This window comes from Mesorhizobium sp. M4B.F.Ca.ET.143.01.1.1 (genome assembly GCF_004792275.1).
Lineage (GTDB): Bacteria > Pseudomonadota > Alphaproteobacteria > Rhizobiales > Rhizobiaceae > Mesorhizobium > Mesorhizobium abyssinicae.
Genome location: NZ_SRSR01000005.1, coordinates 199,105 through 215,459, shown reverse-complemented (window position 1 = coordinate 215,459; position 16,355 = coordinate 199,105). Strand labels below are relative to the sequence as shown.

The window sequence follows — 16,355 nt, the reverse complement described above, 5'->3', positions numbered from 1 at the left end:
GAGGGATTTCCCCTGGGGTGGGTTCATGTCGTCCATGCTCGTACTTGCCATAGTCGCCGCCATCGGCGTGGTCGCATTCTTCATTGGCCGCCAACGGGCCGTGGCGCAGGACAATGGTTCGGTGAAGCCGCATTCGCGCGCCCATTATCACGGCTGGTGGGCCTTCCTGCTCGCCGTGCTGCCGGCCCTCCTGCTGCTTGCCGTCTGGAACATCGGTTCCTCCGTCTATCTCGAGCGCCACATCCACGCCGCCTTGCCCGAGCGCACCGCCGACAGCGCGGTCGCCAGCGAGGCGCTCGATGTCAGCCTGGTGAAGAGCCTCGCCAAGGGGCTGCGCCAGCTCGATGCAAACACCCAGCTTCCCGCCAGTTTCGCCGAATTGCAGCCGCTGCTCGCCGCCAAGGGCGTGGCGCTGGCGACGGACACCCAGGACTACATGATCCCGATCGCCGTCGAGGCGAATGCGGTGCAGGACCGGCTCGGCCTGGTCGGCGCCGTCGTCACGCTCGTGCTGTCGATCGCCGGCGCCTTTTACGCGCTCCGGCAAGTCGCGCCGCGAGCGCGCGCCAGGAACAATGTCGAGCGGCTGATGCTGTGGGGGCTGCTGGCGGCCTCAACCATCGCCATCCTGACCACGGTCGGCATCGTGCTTTCGATGCTGTTCCAGACGATCCAGTTCTTCGACAGCGTTTCGCCGGCGAGCTTCTTCTTCGGCACCGTCTGGGATCCGCGCTTCGCCGCGGCCGGCTCGGGCGGCAGCCAGGGCCAGTTCGGCCTGATCCCGCTCCTGTCCGGCACGCTCTACATCGCCTTCGTCGCCCTGCTGGTGGCGGTTCCGGTCGGTTTGATGTCGGCCGTCTACATGGCCGAATACGCCTCGCCCAAGGTGCGCTCGGTGGTGAAGCCCGCGCTCGAGCTGCTGGCCGGCATCCCGACCATCGTCTACGGCATTTTCGCCGTCGTCACGCTGGGGCCGTTCCTGCGCGATCTCTCGGCGGCGCTGACGGGCGGTTCGCCCTTCATCCAGGGCCAGAGCATCTTCACCGCCGGCCTGGTCATGGGCGTCATGCTGATCCCGGTCGTATCCTCCCTGTCGGACGACATCATCACCGCGGTGCCGCGCGCCATGCGCGACGGCTCGCTCGGCCTCGGCGCGACGCGCTCGGAGACGATCAAGCGGGTGATCCTGCCGGCCGCGCTGCCCGGTATCGTCGGCGCCATCCTGCTGACCGCCTCGCGCGCCATCGGCGAAACCATGATCGTGGTGCTCGCGGCCGGCGTCGCCGCCAATCTCACCGCCAATCCGTTCGAGGCGATGACCACCATCACCGTCAAGATCGTCAACCAGCTGACCGGCGACCTCGAATTCAATTCGCCGCAGACGCTGGTCGCCTTCGCGCTCGGCATTACGCTGTTCGCGCTGACGCTGGTGATGAACATCGTCGCCCTCTACATCGTGCGCAAATACCGGGAGCAGTACGAATGACCGATATCCCGCTGGATACGATGGTCCGGGCCGCGGCTCCTGCGCGCCGCGACATCGGCCTCAAGGCCCGCTACGCCGCCGAACGCCGGTTCCGCATCTATGGCGTGCTGGCGATCTCGGTTGGCCTCGCCTTCCTCGCCATCATGCTGATCACCATCGTCTCGAAGGGCTACACCGCCTTCTGGCAGACGACGGTGACGCTGCCGATCAATTTCGACGAGAAGATCATCGATCCTTCCAACAAGCGCGCCACCGATCCGGACGTGCTGATCAAGGCGAACTATCCCAAGCTGGCCGACAAGGCGCTGATGGCCAAGCTCGGCATCGATCCCGCCAACAAGCCGATGGCGCTGAAGCTGAAGGGCTTCCTGTCGGAGGGCGCGCGCGTGCAATTGCGCGACATCGTCGTCGCCGATCCGTCGGTCATCGGCACCACGCGCAACGTCGACATCCTCGCCGCGGCCAATCTCGATTCCGCCTTCAAGGGCCAGATCGACCCCAACGTCGAGGAAGCGCGCCGCAAGGTCTCGGACCAGCAGATCGCCTGGATGAACCAGCTCAAGGGCGACGGCACCATGGCCGAGCATTTCAACAAGGGCCTGTTCACCTATGGCGCCTCCAGCCGTCCGGAAACGTCGGGCATGGGCGTGGCCATCATCGGCTCCTTCTACATGATGGTGATCGTGCTGCTTCTGGCGCTGCCGATCGGCGTCGCCGCCTCCATCTACCTGGAGGAATTCGCCAAGAAGAACCGCTTCACCGACCTGATCGAAGTCAACATCAACAATCTGGCGGCGGTACCGTCGATCGTCTTCGGCCTGCTCGGCCTTGCCGTGTTCATCAATTTCCTCGGCATGCCGCGCTCGGCCGCCTTTGTCGGCGGCCTGGTGCTGACGCTGATGACGCTGCCGACGATCATCATCGCCACCCGCGCGGCGCTTGCCGCAGTGCCGCCGTCGATCCGCTCGGCGGCGCTCGGTCTCGGCGCCTCCAAGATGCAGATGGTGTTCCAGCACATCCTGCCGCTTGCCGCCCCCGGCATCCTCACCGGCACCATCATCGGCCTGGCGCGCGCACTCGGCGAGACCGCGCCGCTGCTCCTGATCGGCATGGTCGCCTTCGTCGCCGACTATCCAAAGACGCCATTCGATCCGGCGACAGCGCTGCCGGTGCAGATCTACATGTGGGCCAACGAGGCAGAGCGCGCCTTCGTCGAGCGCATGTCGGGCGCGATCATCATCCTGCTCGTCTTCCTCATGGCCATGAACATCACGGCGATCGTGCTCAGGCGCCGCTTCGAACGGCGCTGGTAAAAGAAGGCATCTGGTATGAACATCATGACCGAACAGTCTCTTGAAAACGCAGTGGGCGACAAAATGAACGCCAAGTCGAACGAAGTGATCAAGATGCGCGGCGACAAGGTCGGCGTGTTCTATGGCGAGAAGCAGGCGCTGTTCGACGTCAATCTCGACGTCCGCCTCAACCAGGTGACGGCGTTGATCGGTCCTTCGGGCTGCGGCAAGTCGACCTTCCTGCGCTGCCTCAACCGCATGAACGACACCATCGATTCGGCGCGGGTGACCGGCAAGATCACGCTGGACCAGGAGGACATCTACGACAAGAGCATCGACGTCGTCGAGCTCAGGGCCCGGGTCGGCATGGTGTTCCAGAAGCCGAACCCGTTCCCGAAGTCGATCTACGAGAATGTCGCCTACGGCCCGCGCATCCATGGGCTGGCCAAGCGCAAGGCCGACATGGACCAGATCGTCGAATCCAGTCTGAAGAAGGCGGCGATCTGGAACGAGGTGAAGGACCGCCTGCACGAGCCCGGCACCGGCCTATCCGGCGGCCAGCAGCAGCGCCTGTGCATCGCCCGCGCCATCGCCGTCTCGCCGGAGGTGATCCTGATGGACGAGCCGTGCTCGGCGCTTGACCCGATCGCCACCGCCCGCGTCGAGGAGCTGATCGACGAGCTGCGCCAGAACTACACGATCGTCATCGTCACCCATTCGATGCAGCAGGCGGCGCGCGTGTCGCAGCGCACGGCGATGTTCCACCTCGGCTACCTGGTCGAGGAGGGCGCCACCGACAAGATGTTCACCAACCCCGACGACAAGCGCACCCAGGACTACATCACCGGCCGGTTCGGCTGATTTCCAAGCACGAGGACAGGATCATGGGTGAACATCATACGGTTGCGTCTTTCGACGAGGATCTCGGCGCCATCAGCAAGCTGATCTCCGACATGGGCGATCTCGCCCGCTCGATGGTCGCCGGCTCGACGCGGGCGCTGCTCAATTCCGACAACGCCCTGGCGCAGCGCGTGGTGTCCGACGACGCCATCATGGACGCGCGCCAGCGCGAACTCGACGACCGCGCCATCACACTGATCGCCAAGCGGCAGCCGATGGCCAACGATCTGCGCGCCGTGGTCGGCTCGATCCGCATGGCGGGCGACCTCGAACGCATCGGCGACCTCGCCAAGAACATCGCCAAGCGCGTCGGCACCGTCGGTCTCAGCGTCACGCCGCGCGACCTTTCGCATTCCATCGACGGCATGGCGCAGCTGGTGCTGATCCAGGTGCAGGGGGTCATCGAGGAATATGCCGCCGCTGATGCCGCGGCGCTTGCCAAGCTCCGCAACGACGACGAGCGCATCGACGTTAAATACACCTCGGTGTTCCGCGAACTTTTGACCTACATGATGGAAGATCCGCGCAACATCACCGCTTGCACGCATCTGTTGTTCTGCGCCAAGAATCTGGAGCGCATCGGCGACCATGTCACCAACATCGCCGAGAACGCCTACTACGTGCTGACCGGCCAGCAACTGCCCGCCAATCGTCCGAAGCTGGACGAGACGGCGATGTCGGCGCCGGCCTGAGAAGAAGGGTGACGGGCCGATGATCGCGCCACGCATCATGGTGGTGGAGGACGAGGAGCCGCTGGGGGTGCTGCTCCGCTACAATCTTGAATCGGAAGGCTACCAGGTCGAGGTGGTGACACGCGGCGACGAGGCCGAAATCCGGCTGCAGGAAAACGTGCCCGACCTCCTGGTGCTCGACTGGATGGTGCCGGCGGTTTCCGGCATCGAGCTCTGCCGGCGCCTCAGGATGCGGCCGGAGACCGAGCGGCTGCCGATCATCATGCTGACGGCGCGCGGCGAGGAAAGCGACCGGGTGCGCGGCCTCTCCACCGGCGCCGACGACTATCTGGTCAAGCCGTTCTCGACGCCGGAGTTCATGGCGCGCGTCAAGGCGCTGCTGCGCCGCGCCAAGCCGGAAGTCCTGTCCAGCATGCTGAAGGTCGGCGACATCGTGCTCGATCGCGAGTCGCACCGGGTGTACCGCAAGAAGAGCGAAATCCGGCTCGGACCGACCGAGTTCCGCCTGCTCGAATTCATGATGCGGCATCCCGGCCGGGTGTTCTCGCGCAGCCAGCTGCTCGACAATGTCTGGGGCGAGACGATCTACATCGACGAGCGCACGGTCGACGTGCATGTCGGCCGCCTGCGCAAGGCGGTCAACAATGGCCGCATGCCTGACGTCATCCGCACCATCCGGGGCGCGGGCTACGCGATCAGGGAAGATTGACGCTCAGGCCACGTTCTTCCCGGTGGCGCCGCCTTTCACCTGCACGCCCGGCGCGAAAATCTCCTGGTCGACGAAGGTCAGTGCGCGCATGGCGCAGCCTTCGCGGATGAGCGGCAATTCGTTCGGCTCGGTGTCGAAGGAGATCGACTTCGAATGCTGGCCGCCGGCGGTCTGGGCGATCGCCTCGCGCAGCGCCGGCTCGATCAGATCGAAGGCGGCGGCGCTGACGCCGACCATGGCGACGGGAGCTGGATCGATCAGCGCGAACAGGCTGCCGAGGCCGAAGCCGAGCGCCTCGCCGGCCTTGCGGTAGGCCTGGCGCTCCGGGCCGTCGCCGGCGCGCGCCCTGGCGGCGAGCGAGCGCATGTCGGCGTCGCTGACATCGACCGGCTCGGCGTCCTCGCCCATCTGCTTGGCATTGCGCCAGATCGCATAGTTGCCGGCATAGGCCTCGACGCAGCCGCGCCGGCCGCAGCGGCAGAGCGCGCCGCCCGGCCGGTGGATCATGTGGCCGAATTCGCCGCCGGAGGAATGGGTGCCGGTGAACAGCTCTCCCTTCAGCACCAGCCCCATGCCGATGCCGTGCGAGAGCAGGATGGCAATGAAGTCGTCGCGGTACCGCTCGGGATCGCGCCACTGCAAGGCCACCGCCATCATGTTGCAGTCATTCTCCATGGTGGCCGGAACGCCAAATTCGGCTTCCAGAATGTCGGCGAAGGCGATGTCGGTCTGCGGCGTGATCGGCGACCACAACATGGCGCGGGCATGGGTGTCGGTGATGCCCTGGATGCCCATGGCGATGCGGGCGACGCCGCGGACGTCGAGGTCGGGATCCTCGAAACGGCGCCGGACGATGGCCACGCATTCGCCGATCAGCTCGTCGCGCGGCATGATCGCCGTGTCGAGGCGGCGCTGCTCCTCGGCAATGACCTGCCCGGCATAGTCGATGACAGCGACGGAAAGGAAGTTCAGCGACAGGACCACCGTCATCACCGCCGTGGCTTCCGGATTGAGGGCAAGCCCGACCTGCGGCCGGCCGCGCTTCAGCGAAACAGCCTCGTTTGGCTTGCTCTCGGTCAGAATGCCTTCCTGGATCAGGTCGGACGAGATCGCCGAGATGGTCGAATGGCTGAGGCCGGTGGTGGCGGCGATCTCGGTACGCGACGGCTGGCCGGCGCGGCGCACGGCCGAAATAACCATCGCCCGGTTGCGTCGGCGCAGATCGTCGTGGCGGATTCCAACCGACATGCTTTGCCTTCCTCCCGGTCGTCGCGGCCGTTTTTGATTTCGAAGGCCGTCGGCGACACCGTATGAATAGTGGCAGAAGCGGGCCAGCCTGTCATTTATTTATTCCGGAGCTCGAAAAAAATTCGCCGAGGCCTCGGAATCGATGAGAATCGTTGTTGACAGCGCTCCGGCGTTGGATCATATTTTTTTCGAGGCTCGAAAAAAAGCCTCGATGCCGGCCTCAGGGCCAGTCTGGGTCGCGCCGCAATGGCGCAGGGAGGATATCATGAAGAAATTCGCAACCGCCATGCTGGCGGGTGTCGCCTTGTCGTTGACGCTCGCGTCGGTCGCCGAGGCGAAGGACAAGGTGATCGGCGTTTCCTGGTCGAACTTCCAGGAAGAGCGCTGGAAGACCGATGAAGCGGCGATGAAGAAGGCCATCGAGGCGGCCGGCGACAAGTATATTTCCGCCGACGCGCAGTCCAATCCGGGCAAGCAGTTGACCGACGTCGAAAGCCTGATCTCGCAGGGCGCCAATGCCCTGATCGTGCTGGCGCAGGACGCTTCGGCCGTCGGGCCGGCGGTGCAAAAGGCGCTGGACGAAGGCATTCCGGTCGTCGGCTACGACCGGCTGATCGAGAACAAGGACGTCTTCTACCTGACCTTCGACAACAAGGAAGTCGGCCGCATGCAGGCCCGCGAAGTGTTCAAGGTCAAGCCGGAAGGCAACTATGTCTTCATCAAGGGTTCGGGCGCCGATCCGAACGCCGATTTCCTGTTCGCCGGCTCGATGGAAGTGCTGAAGGAAGCCATCGACGGCGGCAAGATCAAGAATGTCGGCGAGGCCTATACGGACGGCTGGCTGCCCGCCAACGCGCAGAAGAACATGGAGCAGTTCCTGACCGCCAACGACAACAAGGTCGATGCGGTGGTGGCGGCCAATGACGGCACCGCCGGCGGCGTCGTCGCGGCGCTGACGGCGCAGGGCCTCGCCGGGACCGTTCCGGTGTCGGGCCAGGACGGCGACCACGCCGCGCTGAACCGCATCGCGCTCGGCACCCAGACCGTGTCGGTGTGGAAGGACGCGCGCGAACTCGGCAAGAACGCCGCCGAGATCGCCTCGGCACTCGCCGACGGCAAGAAGATGACCGACATTGCCGGCGTCAAGGACTTCACCACGCCGGGCGGCAATACCGTCAAGTCGCTGTTCCTGACGCCGGTCGCGATCACCAAGGACAACCTGAACGTCGTCATCGACGCGGGCTGGATCAAGAAGGACGAAGTCTGCGCCGGCGTTGCCGCGGGCGCCGTCGCTGCCTGCAACTGAGGCAGTTTGAAGACCAGGCGCCGCGGCCCATGAGCCGCGGCGTCCATCAAGCTTCGTTTCGCAACGGGCTTCCGGCTTCAAGTGAGCCGGGAAAGCCAATAGAATCGTGTTCCGGCAACCGCGCCAGACGGCAAACCGGTGGGAGGAAATCATGACCGATACGACCTCAAGCACGGTCGCCGCGGACCGGGCACGCGCAGCCGAACTCAGCGCCGCCGGCCGCTTCCTCAAGGCAACCGAACTCGACACGCGCATGCTCGGCATGGTCGGCGCGCTGCTGGTCATCTGGATCGGCATCCACGTCCTGTCGGGCGGGCTTTTCCTGACGCCGCGCAACCTGTGGAACCTGTCGGTGCAGACGTCCTCGGTAGCCATCATGGCGACCGGGATGGTGCTGGTCATCGTCATGCGCAATATCGATCTTTCCGTCGGCTCCGTCGAAGGCGTGGTCGGCATGATCATGGGCGTGGCGCAGGCCGAATTCCTGATCCGAGTCATCGGTCTCGAGCTCGGAAATCCATGGCTGTGGATCATCGCGCTCGCTGCCGGCGTGGTGCTTGGCCTGGCGATCGGCGCCTTCCAGGGCTTCATCATCGCCTATATGGAGGTGCCGGCCTTCATCGTCACGCTGGGCGGCCTGCTGGTCTGGCGCGGCATGGCCTGGATGATCACCAGCGGCCGCACGGTCGCGCCGCTCGACGCCACCTTCCAGTTGATGGGTGGCGGACCGCGCGGCTCGATCGGCGCCACGGCGAGCTGGGTCGTCGGCGTCGTCGCCTGCGCGGCGGTCGCCTTCGCGCTGCTCAACGGCCGCTCGCAGCGCAAGCGGTTCAATTTCCCGCTGCGTCCGGTGTGGGCTGAAGTCTTCCTCGGCGTCGTCGCCTGCGCCGCCATCCTCGGCGCGGTCTCAGTCGCCAATTCCTATCCGTGGCCGGTCGGCATCGTGCGCCAGTACGCCCAGCAGAACGGCATCACCCTTCCCGAAGGCGGTCTGTTCATCGCTCACGGCATCGCCATACCGGTGCTGATGGCGGTCGCGGTCGGCATTGTCATGACCTTCATCACCCGGCGAACCCGCTTCGGCCGCTATGTGTTCGCCATCGGCGGCAATCCGGAGGCGGCCTCGCTCGCCGGCATCAACACGCGCTGGGTGACGATGAAGGTGTTCATGATCATGGGCGTGCTGGCCTCGATCAGCGCCGCCATCTCGTCGGCGCGCCTCAACGCCGCCACCAACGCGCTGGGCACGCTGGACGAGCTGCTGGTCATCGCCGCCGCCGTCATCGGCGGCACGTCGCTCGCCGGCGGCTCGGGAACCGTGCTGGGGGCCATGCTCGGCGCGCTGCTGATGCAGTCGCTGCAGTCAGGCATGGTGCTGCTCGGCATCGACTCGCCGCTGCAGAGCATTGTCGTGGGCGCGGTTCTGGTCGTCGCCGTCTGGCTCGACACCGTCTACCGCAAGCGAGTCTGAGCAAGAACTTCAGGGAGGAGACGCGATCATGGAAAAGACAGCTCCCACCGGCACGCCGCTGATCGACATGCGCAACATCTCGATCGCCTTCGGCGGCATTCGCGCCGTCGACGATGCCTCGATCGATCTCTTTCCGGGCGAGGTGGTGGCGCTGCTCGGCCACAACGGCGCCGGCAAGTCGACGCTGATCAAGATCCTGTCCGGCGCCTACAAGCGCGACGCCGGCCAGATCTTCGTCAATGGCGAGGAGGCGCACATTTCCAACCCGCGCGACGCCAAGAAATACGGCATCGAGACGATCTACCAGACGCTGGCGCTCGCCGACAATGTCGACGCCGCCGCCAATCTCTTCCTTGGCCGCGAGCTGATGACCGGCTGGGGCACGCTCGACGATGTCGCCATGGAGGCCGAGGCGCGCAAGGTGATGGGCCGGCTCAATCCGCGCTTCCAGCGCTTCAAGGAGCCGGTGATCAAGCTCTCCGGCGGCCAGCGGCAGTCGGTGGCGATCGCGCGCGCCATCCTGTTCAACGCCCGCATCCTGATCATGGACGAGCCGACGGCCGCGCTCGGGCCGCAGGAGACGGCGCAGGTCGGCGAGCTGGTCAAGCAGCTCAAGGCCGAGGGCATCGGCATCTTCCTGATCAGCCACGACATTCACGACGTGTTCGAGCTTGCCGACCGGGTCTGCGTGATGAAGAACGGGCAGGTGGTCGGCACCGCGCGCACCAGCGACGTCACCCAGGACGAGGTGCTCGGCATGATCATCCTGGGCAAATGCCCGCCCGGCGCCATTCCCGGACCGGGGGCGCTGAAGATCGCCGCCTGAGGATTGGAAGCCGGCCAGAGAGGTTCAACGTTTCACGGAAACGCAGAACCGCTCTATCTCTTTGTTTTCACTCAATTCCGGACGGAAAACCGTTTCCCGCTTTTCCTGGCATTGCTCTAATGTCCGATACGTGATGTGCCAGGCGTCATGATGATTTGGCCGCGCCATTGTGTTGCCGCGGGGACTTGCTCATAAAGGTGCCCAACCGTTCAGGGGCCACTTCCTCAGTTGAAAAAGTTCTTCCCGATCCTCGCCTTCATCGCCGTCGCGCTGATCAGCCTGACGATGGCGGGGTTCGCCTATTTCGCCACGCAGGAAGCGGCGCGGATCAAGTTCGACGCGACCGCGGACGACGCGCTCAACCGGATCGAGAGCCGTATCGATCTCCATCTTTCGCTGCTGCGCTCGACCCAGGCGCTGTTCGACGCCCGCAACGGCGACATTTCACGCAATGAATTCAAGGCGTTCTTCAACGCGCTCGATGTCGACAACAATTTCGCCGGGCTGCGCGGAATCGGCTTCCTGCGGCTGGCTAAGGCCGGCGACGAGGCGGCGGTCGAGCGCGATATCCTGCGCGACCATGGCGTCGCGCATCAGGTCTACCCCGCGACGACGCAACCGTGGCGCACGCCGATCGTTATGTTCGAACCGATAGCTCCGTCCAATCAGGCCAGCATCGGCTACGACATGTTCACCGAGCCGGCACGGCGGGTGGCGATCGAAAAGGCGATGGCCGACGACCAGCAGCATGCAAGCGGCCTGGTCCAGCTCGGCCAGGGGACGGGCGCTACCCAGACCTTCCCCGGGTTCCTGGTCTTCGTGCGGCTCAATGTCGAAACCGCGCCCGAGGTCATCAACGCCAGCCGGTCGTCGACGGCGGGATTCCTCTATGCGGCCTTCCGCGCCCGAGACCTGTTCCAGACTGCGCTCAGCCGCGCCCCGCTGCTGCCGGTCAACACCGAGATCTATGACGGCAAGGTGGACGCCGGCAATCTTCTGTTCCGGTCGGAGACGCCGCCGTCCGAGACCCTCGGCGAGAGGCTGCTGGTGAGCCGCAAGCTCGTCGTCGCCGGCCGTCCCTGGACGGTGCTGTTTCGGCCGACAAGCGCTTTCTCGCTGCCGTCCTCGCGCGCCATTCCGGTGATGCTCGGCCTGTTCGGACTGTTGCTCGCCGGCGCCATAGCGCTGGTGGCGCGCTATCAGGAGCGTGCCTATGACGCGGTATCGCTGCTGCACGAAACGACGGAAAAGAGCCTGCTCGAGAAGGAGCTGATGCTGCAGGAGATGAAGCATCGCATCAAGAACTCGATCACCAGGGTGCTGGCGATCGCGCGCCAGACGGCTTCGCACGCCACCGACGTGAAGGAGTTCTCGTCGTCCTTCGCGGCGCGGCTGCAGGCGATGGCGGCGTCGCAGGACATGCTGACCCGCTCGCGCTGGCAGAAGGCCGATCTCGGCGATCTGCTGCGCATCGAGCTCGGCCAGGTGTTCGGCAAGGAGCTTCCCGCTGGCATATTGTCCGGACCGGAGGTGCTGCTCGACGAGACGACGACCCAGGCACTCGGCCTGACTTTCCATGAGCTGGCGACCAACGCGTTGAAATATGGCGAGGCCGGCAATTCCGTGGGGGCGCTCAAGGTCGACTGGTCGCTGCAGGGGCGCGGCCGCGACAGGCTGCTGGTGCTCAACTGGCGTGAAGCCGGACAGAAGCAGCTCGAAGCCCCGGCCAAGACCGGCTTCGGCACCAAGCTCATAGATCTCAACGTGACGCGCGAATTGCGTGGCACGATCAAGCGCGAGTTTCTCGCCGAGGGGCTGAAGGTGGAAATCAGAATCCCGCTGGCGACCTGAAAGGCGCTCCCCTCACCAGGAAGCTTCAAGTGCAGGCGGCACAAACAAACGGAGACCGGACGAGCCGGCCTCCGTTCCTATTGCGCCTGGTCCGAAGCGATCAGCAGCGAGCCGTGTAGAGACGGCCGCGATTGTCGCGATACTGGCAATAGCCATTGCGCAGGTTGCGAACCAGCAGACCCGAGCCCGCGCCGACGGCCGCACCGATGAGCGCGCCCTTGGTGCCGCCAATCAGGCCACCGGCAACGGCGCCGACGCCGGCGCCAACGCCAACATCCCGCTCGGTCGTGCTGCAGCCGCTGACCGCGACAACCGCAACCATGGCAATAATTATCTTCCGCATGAAGTCACCTCTCCTTTGTCCTCACTTTAGGAGGCTACAACCGCCATTTAACATGAAACAACGGCCTTTGCCCGCTCGATTTTATTGTTGACCAAGATCGGTTTTTTCGGGGCGCGCACTGTCGTTGGAGGCCAGGACGAGGCCGGAGACCTGCAGGGACGCGTCGAGCGTGCCGTCCGGACGCACGTTCCAGACGATCTGGTCGTAGTCGTCCTCCAGCGCCGGGTCGACGGCGAGGCATTTGGCAACGACATGAGGAGCCTGGCCCCGAACGTCGGTCAGGGCGAAGGGCCGTTCGGCGGTGCATTGCTCGGCGGTCTCGAAGACGCTGACAGGCACCGACAATTCACGGCATTCGGTCATGGAGTTGGAGCAGCCGATGACCAGCAGCAAGGCAGCAATATGTTCCATGGCGAGATTCCTCTCGCACAAGAACGGAGCAAAACCGGCAAAGTTCCTGCGGCAGCGGTGTCGCCCTCGAATAATTGGCGGGCGGGAGCGAGCAGATGGCGGGACGTCAGCTGAACTGCATCGCCAGCGTCAGCGCGATGGCCGCGAGCAGGATGACGGCAGCGGCCAGGCGAAGCAGGTGATGGGAGACGCTGGATGAGGCCGAGGCCGGAGCTTCGGCATCCTGGAACCCGCTCATCGAGACGCGAGCGGCCTGCTCCAGCCTGTTCATGTCGGCAACCGTCACGGACCCACCCTCCCTGTCGCGCTGCAACCGGCGAGGGCCTCCGGCCCTGGCAAGTTGCAGCGCCATCTGGGAAGAACAGCATCGGACTTTATGGTGAACAGCCGGTTAAGGGTCTTGCCGGCGCGCCCGTGGCGCGGCGCCGAGCAAGTCAGTCCGTGGCAAAATTGCCCTTGGGGATGACGAGGCGATATTCGAGGCGATCGCCGATGATTTCGAGTGTCGCCGTGCCGTTGAGCGATGCCGGCACGACCCGTTCCAGGGCGACGCTGCCGAAACGCTTCTCGCTGCTACTGACGTCGCGGGCGCCGATGGCTTCGCACCATGTCAGCGACAAGGCCGGCTCGCCGCCGGCGTCGGTCGTCAGCCTCGCGGTCAGCTCGACGCGCCCGTCCGGCCGCGACAGGGCGCCATAGCTCACCGAATTGACGGCAAGCTCATGCATGGCCAGACCGACATGCAGGGCGGCGTTGGGGTTGAGATAGGGGTTCTCGCCCTCGAGGCGCAGGCTGCGCTCCGGGTCGGCGGCGTAGCGGCCAACCTGGCCGGAGACGAGCTCGTGAAGGGCTGCGCCCCGCCAATTGGAGGAGGTGACCAGATCCTGCGAGGAGGCCAGCGACTGCAGCCGGCCGCGAAAGCGCGGCAGGAAATCACCCGATGCTCCGGAATAGCGGCCGGTTTGGGTGGCGATGCTCTGGATGATGGCGAGCAGGTTCTTCGAGCGGTGGCTGACCTCGCGCAGCAGCGTCTTCAGCGTTTGCTCGCGTCGCCTTTGCTCGGTGGTCTCGACCATGGTGGTGACGATGCCCTGCACTTCGCCGCCCTCGCCGTGGTCGGCGTCGATCCAGACCTGGAACCAGCGCACGCCGTCGTCGCCCGGCACGCCAAGCTCGAGCCGCTCCGGCTTGCCGGAGGCAATGACGCCGCGTTTGGCGGCGGCGATGCGCTCGGCCTGGGCGGGCGGCAATATGCCGTTGCTGTCGGCCGTGTCGGTGGCCCACGGCGCGCGCATGTTGCGCGCCCAGACCGTCTTCATCTCGCGGTCCTGATAGAGAACGGAAATGCCGGCATTGTGCAGCGCGTGAAGCAGGGCCCGGCCAAGCTGCATTCCGCTTTCGGCCGGATGCAGGGCGATGACCTCTTCGCCCTGTCTGTTGTCGCTCATGTTTGAGGCCTTGGAACGCATCGATCGCTTGCCACCGAGCTCAAGCTGAACGGCTTATTGCAAAATGGGTTCCCGAAAATGAGGATCCAGATGCGGTCCGCCGAGCGGCATCTCGTTGGAGGATACCGCCCGGCGGTGGCTGGAAACCGTTTGAGGGGTGCGGCTTCCAGTGTTCGGTCGAGCCTCGCCGTCACGCCCTTCTGAACAGGCCGGCGACCAGCGAGATGATCAGGAACGCGAGGAAGATGAAGAACAGTATCTGCGCGATGCCGGCGGAGGTGCCGGCGATGCCGCCGAAACCAAGCGCACCGGCGATGATCGCCACGACGAGAAAAACGAGCGCCCAGTAAAGCATGATCCGTCTCCTTCCTATGCTGCGGTAAAAACGTGGGTGGTTGGCGTTTGTTCCACCCTTTGCCGAAAAAGACGATCCCTGGAAGGGGGGTGAGACGCGAATTCCCAAGCCTCTCGGCGACGCCCGTCGCAGACGCGCCGAAAGCTTCATTCTCGAGTGGAATGGCGGATGGCCCAGGCGCGCGCGGCGCCCCTGGATTACGCCGCGGCCTTGGCCTGCCGATCGAAGAACAGCGCCTGGCTGATCAGCGCCTTGACCATGTCCGGGTTGAACGGTTTGGTGACCAGGAAGGCCGGTTCCGGCCGCTCGCCGGTCAGCAGACGCTCCGGAAAAGCGGTGATGAAGATCACCGGCACCGGCGTCGAGGACAGGATCTCGTTCACGGCCTCGATGCCTGAGCTGCCGTCGGCGAGCTGGATGTCGGCCAGCACCATCTTCGGCCTGGTCTTGCCGAAAATCGTCACCGCCTCGGCATGGGTGCGCGCGGTGCCGACGACACGATGGCCGAGGCTCTCGACCATCTCCTCGATGTCCATGGCGATCAGCGGCTCGTCCTCGATGATCAGGACGTCGGTCGCGACCTGGCGGGAAATCTCGTTGCTCGCCTGGGCGAGCAGGTCGGAGAATTCCTGTTCGTCGGCATCCAGGACCTCGGCCGCCTCGTCTTCGCTGAAGCCTTCGACCGCAACCAGAAGGAAGGCCTGGCGCGGGCGAGGGGCGATCGCGTTCAGATTGGCGGCCGCGCGCTGCTCCCATGCCGATTGCGCATGTTCCTGCGGAACGCGAATGGCGATCGAGGTGAAGAGCCGCGCGAAAACCTTGTACAGCGCGATGCGGTCGTTCGATGCCTGGGGGAAAATATCGACATCGGCGATGATGGCTTCGAGCATCGCGGCGACCAGCGCATCGCCGCTCTCCTGCGATCCGGAAACCGCGCGCGAGAAGCGGCGCAGGAACGGAAGGTGCGGCGTGATGGTGGCGGACAGGCTCATGTTGGACGTCTCCCTCAGATGACGCAATTGCATCAGGTGGCTATTGCATAGGTGGCTGGCCAAGCTGATTGCAAGCCCCGAGGAGCCAAACGCCGGCTTGCCGAAAAAGTTCCGGTTGCGATGGAACTAATATAAGGGGACGACGTTTGAGATCGGGATGGGCAACCAGATGAGGGGGCCGCTTTGCGTTGTATGTTAGGGGCGGCCAGGGTGCTGGAAATAAAGGGCGAAATGAAGGACATGACGAAAGACACTTCGGCCGGCGCCGCGGGCCGGCGTCGGGTTGTTTCCGGCGACCCCTTGGGGCCAAACTCGGAAATCGGCCGCAAACTCAAGCAATATTACGATGAATTGGTCTCCGACCACGTGCCGGACCGCTTCGCCCAACTGCTCAGCGAGCTTGAGCAGGCCGAGCCCGCGCGGAAAAAGGACTGAGGCATGGCGGCCGTCTCGCAGAGCTTCAAGACCGACCTGCTCGGCTCGATCCCGAGTCTGCGCGCCTTTGCCGTGTCGCTGACGCAGAACGCCGACAAGGCCGACGACCTGGTGCAGGAAACGCTGGTCAAGGCCTGGGACAAGCATGAGAGCTTCCAGCCGGGCACCAATCTCAAGGCCTGGCTGTTCACCATCCTGCGCAACGAGTTCTACTCGCAGATGCGCAAGCGCGGCCGCGAGGTGCAGGACAGCGACGGCATCATGACGGCGAGGCTCGCCGTCCATCCGGCCCAGCACGGCCAACTCGATCTCAAAGACTTTCGCGGCGCACTCGAACAGTTGCCGGAGGATCAGCGCGAAGCCATCATCCTGATCGGCGCGTCGGGCTTTTCCTACGAGGAGGCGGCCGAAATCTGCGGCTGTGCCGTCGGGACGATCAAGAGCCGAGTCAGCCGCGCCCGCGCCAGGCTGCAGGAGATCCTGAAAATCTCGGGCGAAGACGAGTACGGCCCGGACGCGATCTCGGCGCAAGTGACGGGGTCGAACGCCGCCTGACTATCCGGCCGCCTACCGCTCTATCCCTGTTTGAC

The 16,355-nt window shown here is 64.9% G+C and carries 18 protein-coding genes; 11 read left to right on the top strand and 7 right to left on the bottom strand.

Translation table 11 applies throughout. The features are described from left to right. The first annotated feature begins 25 nt into the window (after window positions 1-25). Genes pstC through phoB form a run of 5 tightly spaced genes read left to right on the top strand, consistent with a single transcriptional unit; the run spans window position 26 to window position 5,079 of the window. Window positions 26-1,486: a phosphate ABC transporter permease subunit PstC gene (pstC, locus tag EN786_RS14620; protein ID WP_127282794.1), complete on the top strand. Its 1,461-nt coding sequence runs from the start codon at window positions 26-28 to the stop codon at window positions 1,484-1,486. Further along, window positions 1,483-2,799: a phosphate ABC transporter permease PstA gene (gene pstA, locus EN786_RS14615; protein ID WP_135908630.1), complete on the top strand. Its 1,317-nt coding sequence runs from the start codon at window positions 1,483-1,485 to the stop codon at window positions 2,797-2,799. The genes pstC and pstA overlap by 4 nt, the downstream gene beginning before the upstream one ends. Window positions 2,800-2,814: 15 nt before the next feature. Continuing rightward, window positions 2,815-3,639 carry a phosphate ABC transporter ATP-binding protein PstB gene (pstB, locus tag EN786_RS14610; RefSeq protein WP_127282796.1) on the top strand — a complete coding sequence of 275 codons (825 nt, stop codon included), beginning with the start codon at window positions 2,815-2,817 and terminating at the stop codon, window positions 3,637-3,639. A gap of 23 nt (window positions 3,640-3,662) precedes the next feature. Then, window positions 3,663-4,370, top strand: a complete 708-nt coding sequence (gene phoU / locus EN786_RS14605) for a phosphate signaling complex protein PhoU (protein WP_127282797.1) — start codon at window positions 3,663-3,665, stop codon at window positions 4,368-4,370. A 19-nt stretch (window positions 4,371-4,389) separates the two neighbouring features. Further along, a complete protein-coding gene (gene phoB, locus EN786_RS14600; RefSeq protein ID WP_006203872.1) occupies window positions 4,390-5,079 on the top strand; it encodes a phosphate regulon transcriptional regulator PhoB in 690 nt (229 codons plus the stop codon). Between the two features lie 3 nt (window positions 5,080-5,082). Here phoB and EN786_RS14595 read toward each other — a convergent pair whose 3' ends face one another. Continuing rightward, window positions 5,083-6,327 carry an ROK family protein gene (locus EN786_RS14595; RefSeq protein ID WP_127282798.1) on the bottom strand — a complete coding sequence of 415 codons (1,245 nt, stop codon included), beginning with the start codon at window positions 6,325-6,327 and terminating at the stop codon, window positions 5,083-5,085. 265 nt (window positions 6,328-6,592) lie between these two features. Between EN786_RS14595 and xylF the strand changes: the two genes are divergently transcribed. The 4 genes from xylF (at window position 6,593) to EN786_RS14575 (ending at window position 11,781) form a co-directional block, all read left to right on the top strand. Next, complete coding sequence (gene xylF, locus EN786_RS14590) at window positions 6,593-7,633, top strand: D-xylose ABC transporter substrate-binding protein (RefSeq protein ID WP_127310418.1); 1,041 nt, start codon at window positions 6,593-6,595, stop codon at window positions 7,631-7,633. A 151-nt stretch (window positions 7,634-7,784) separates the two neighbouring features. Then, window positions 7,785-9,104 (top strand): sugar ABC transporter permease, encoded by a 1,320-nt coding sequence (locus EN786_RS14585; RefSeq protein WP_127286893.1) that lies wholly within the window; start codon window positions 7,785-7,787, stop codon window positions 9,102-9,104. A gap of 28 nt (window positions 9,105-9,132) precedes the next feature. Continuing rightward, window positions 9,133-9,930, top strand: a complete 798-nt coding sequence (locus tag EN786_RS14580) for an ATP-binding cassette domain-containing protein (RefSeq protein WP_127391062.1) — start codon at window positions 9,133-9,135, stop codon at window positions 9,928-9,930. A 228-nt stretch (window positions 9,931-10,158) separates the two neighbouring features. Continuing rightward, on the top strand, window positions 10,159-11,781 hold the full coding sequence (locus EN786_RS14575; protein ID WP_127286894.1) for a CHASE domain-containing protein: 1,623 nt from the start codon (window positions 10,159-10,161) through the stop codon (window positions 11,779-11,781). A gap of 100 nt (window positions 11,782-11,881) precedes the next feature. On the opposite strand, the gene EN786_RS14570 is transcribed toward EN786_RS14575, so the two are convergent. The 6 genes from EN786_RS14570 to EN786_RS14545 all read right to left on the bottom strand — a co-directional run bounded on the left by EN786_RS14570 (window position 11,882) and on the right by EN786_RS14545 (window position 15,330). Then, window positions 11,882-12,124 (bottom strand): YMGG-like glycine zipper-containing protein, encoded by a 243-nt coding sequence (locus EN786_RS14570; RefSeq protein WP_127286895.1) that lies wholly within the window; start codon window positions 12,122-12,124, stop codon window positions 11,882-11,884. An 81-nt stretch (window positions 12,125-12,205) separates the two neighbouring features. Further along, the gene (locus EN786_RS14565) at window positions 12,206-12,535 is read right to left on the bottom strand and encodes a hypothetical protein (RefSeq protein ID WP_127286896.1); all 330 of its coding nucleotides are present in this window, start codon (window positions 12,533-12,535) and stop codon (window positions 12,206-12,208) included. A 106-nt stretch (window positions 12,536-12,641) separates the two neighbouring features. Further along, window positions 12,642-12,821, bottom strand: coding sequence for a hypothetical protein (locus EN786_RS14560; protein WP_127287285.1), 180 nt, complete (start codon window positions 12,819-12,821; stop codon window positions 12,642-12,644). A 148-nt stretch (window positions 12,822-12,969) separates the two neighbouring features. Continuing rightward, a complete protein-coding gene (locus EN786_RS14555; protein WP_127287284.1) occupies window positions 12,970-14,004 on the bottom strand; it encodes a PAS domain-containing sensor histidine kinase in 1,035 nt (344 codons plus the stop codon). A 169-nt stretch (window positions 14,005-14,173) separates the two neighbouring features. Beyond that, entirely contained in the window at window positions 14,174-14,338 is a 165-nt protein-coding gene (locus tag EN786_RS14550; RefSeq protein ID WP_127287283.1) for a DUF1328 domain-containing protein, read from the bottom strand. 197 nt (window positions 14,339-14,535) lie between these two features. Continuing rightward, complete coding sequence (locus EN786_RS14545; RefSeq protein WP_127310416.1) at window positions 14,536-15,330, bottom strand: response regulator; 795 nt, start codon at window positions 15,328-15,330, stop codon at window positions 14,536-14,538. 231 nt (window positions 15,331-15,561) lie between these two features. On the opposite strand from EN786_RS14545, the gene EN786_RS14540 reads away from it, so the two are divergent. Both EN786_RS14540 and EN786_RS14535 read left to right on the top strand, forming a co-directional pair. Beyond that, window positions 15,562-15,765 (top strand): NepR family anti-sigma factor, encoded by a 204-nt coding sequence (locus EN786_RS14540; RefSeq protein ID WP_187331438.1) that lies wholly within the window; start codon window positions 15,562-15,564, stop codon window positions 15,763-15,765. Window positions 15,766-15,768: 3 nt separating this feature from the next. Continuing rightward, window positions 15,769-16,320: an RNA polymerase sigma factor gene (locus EN786_RS14535; RefSeq protein WP_126057999.1), complete on the top strand. Its 552-nt coding sequence runs from the start codon at window positions 15,769-15,771 to the stop codon at window positions 16,318-16,320. The last annotated feature ends 35 nt before the right edge of the window (window positions 16,321-16,355 follow it).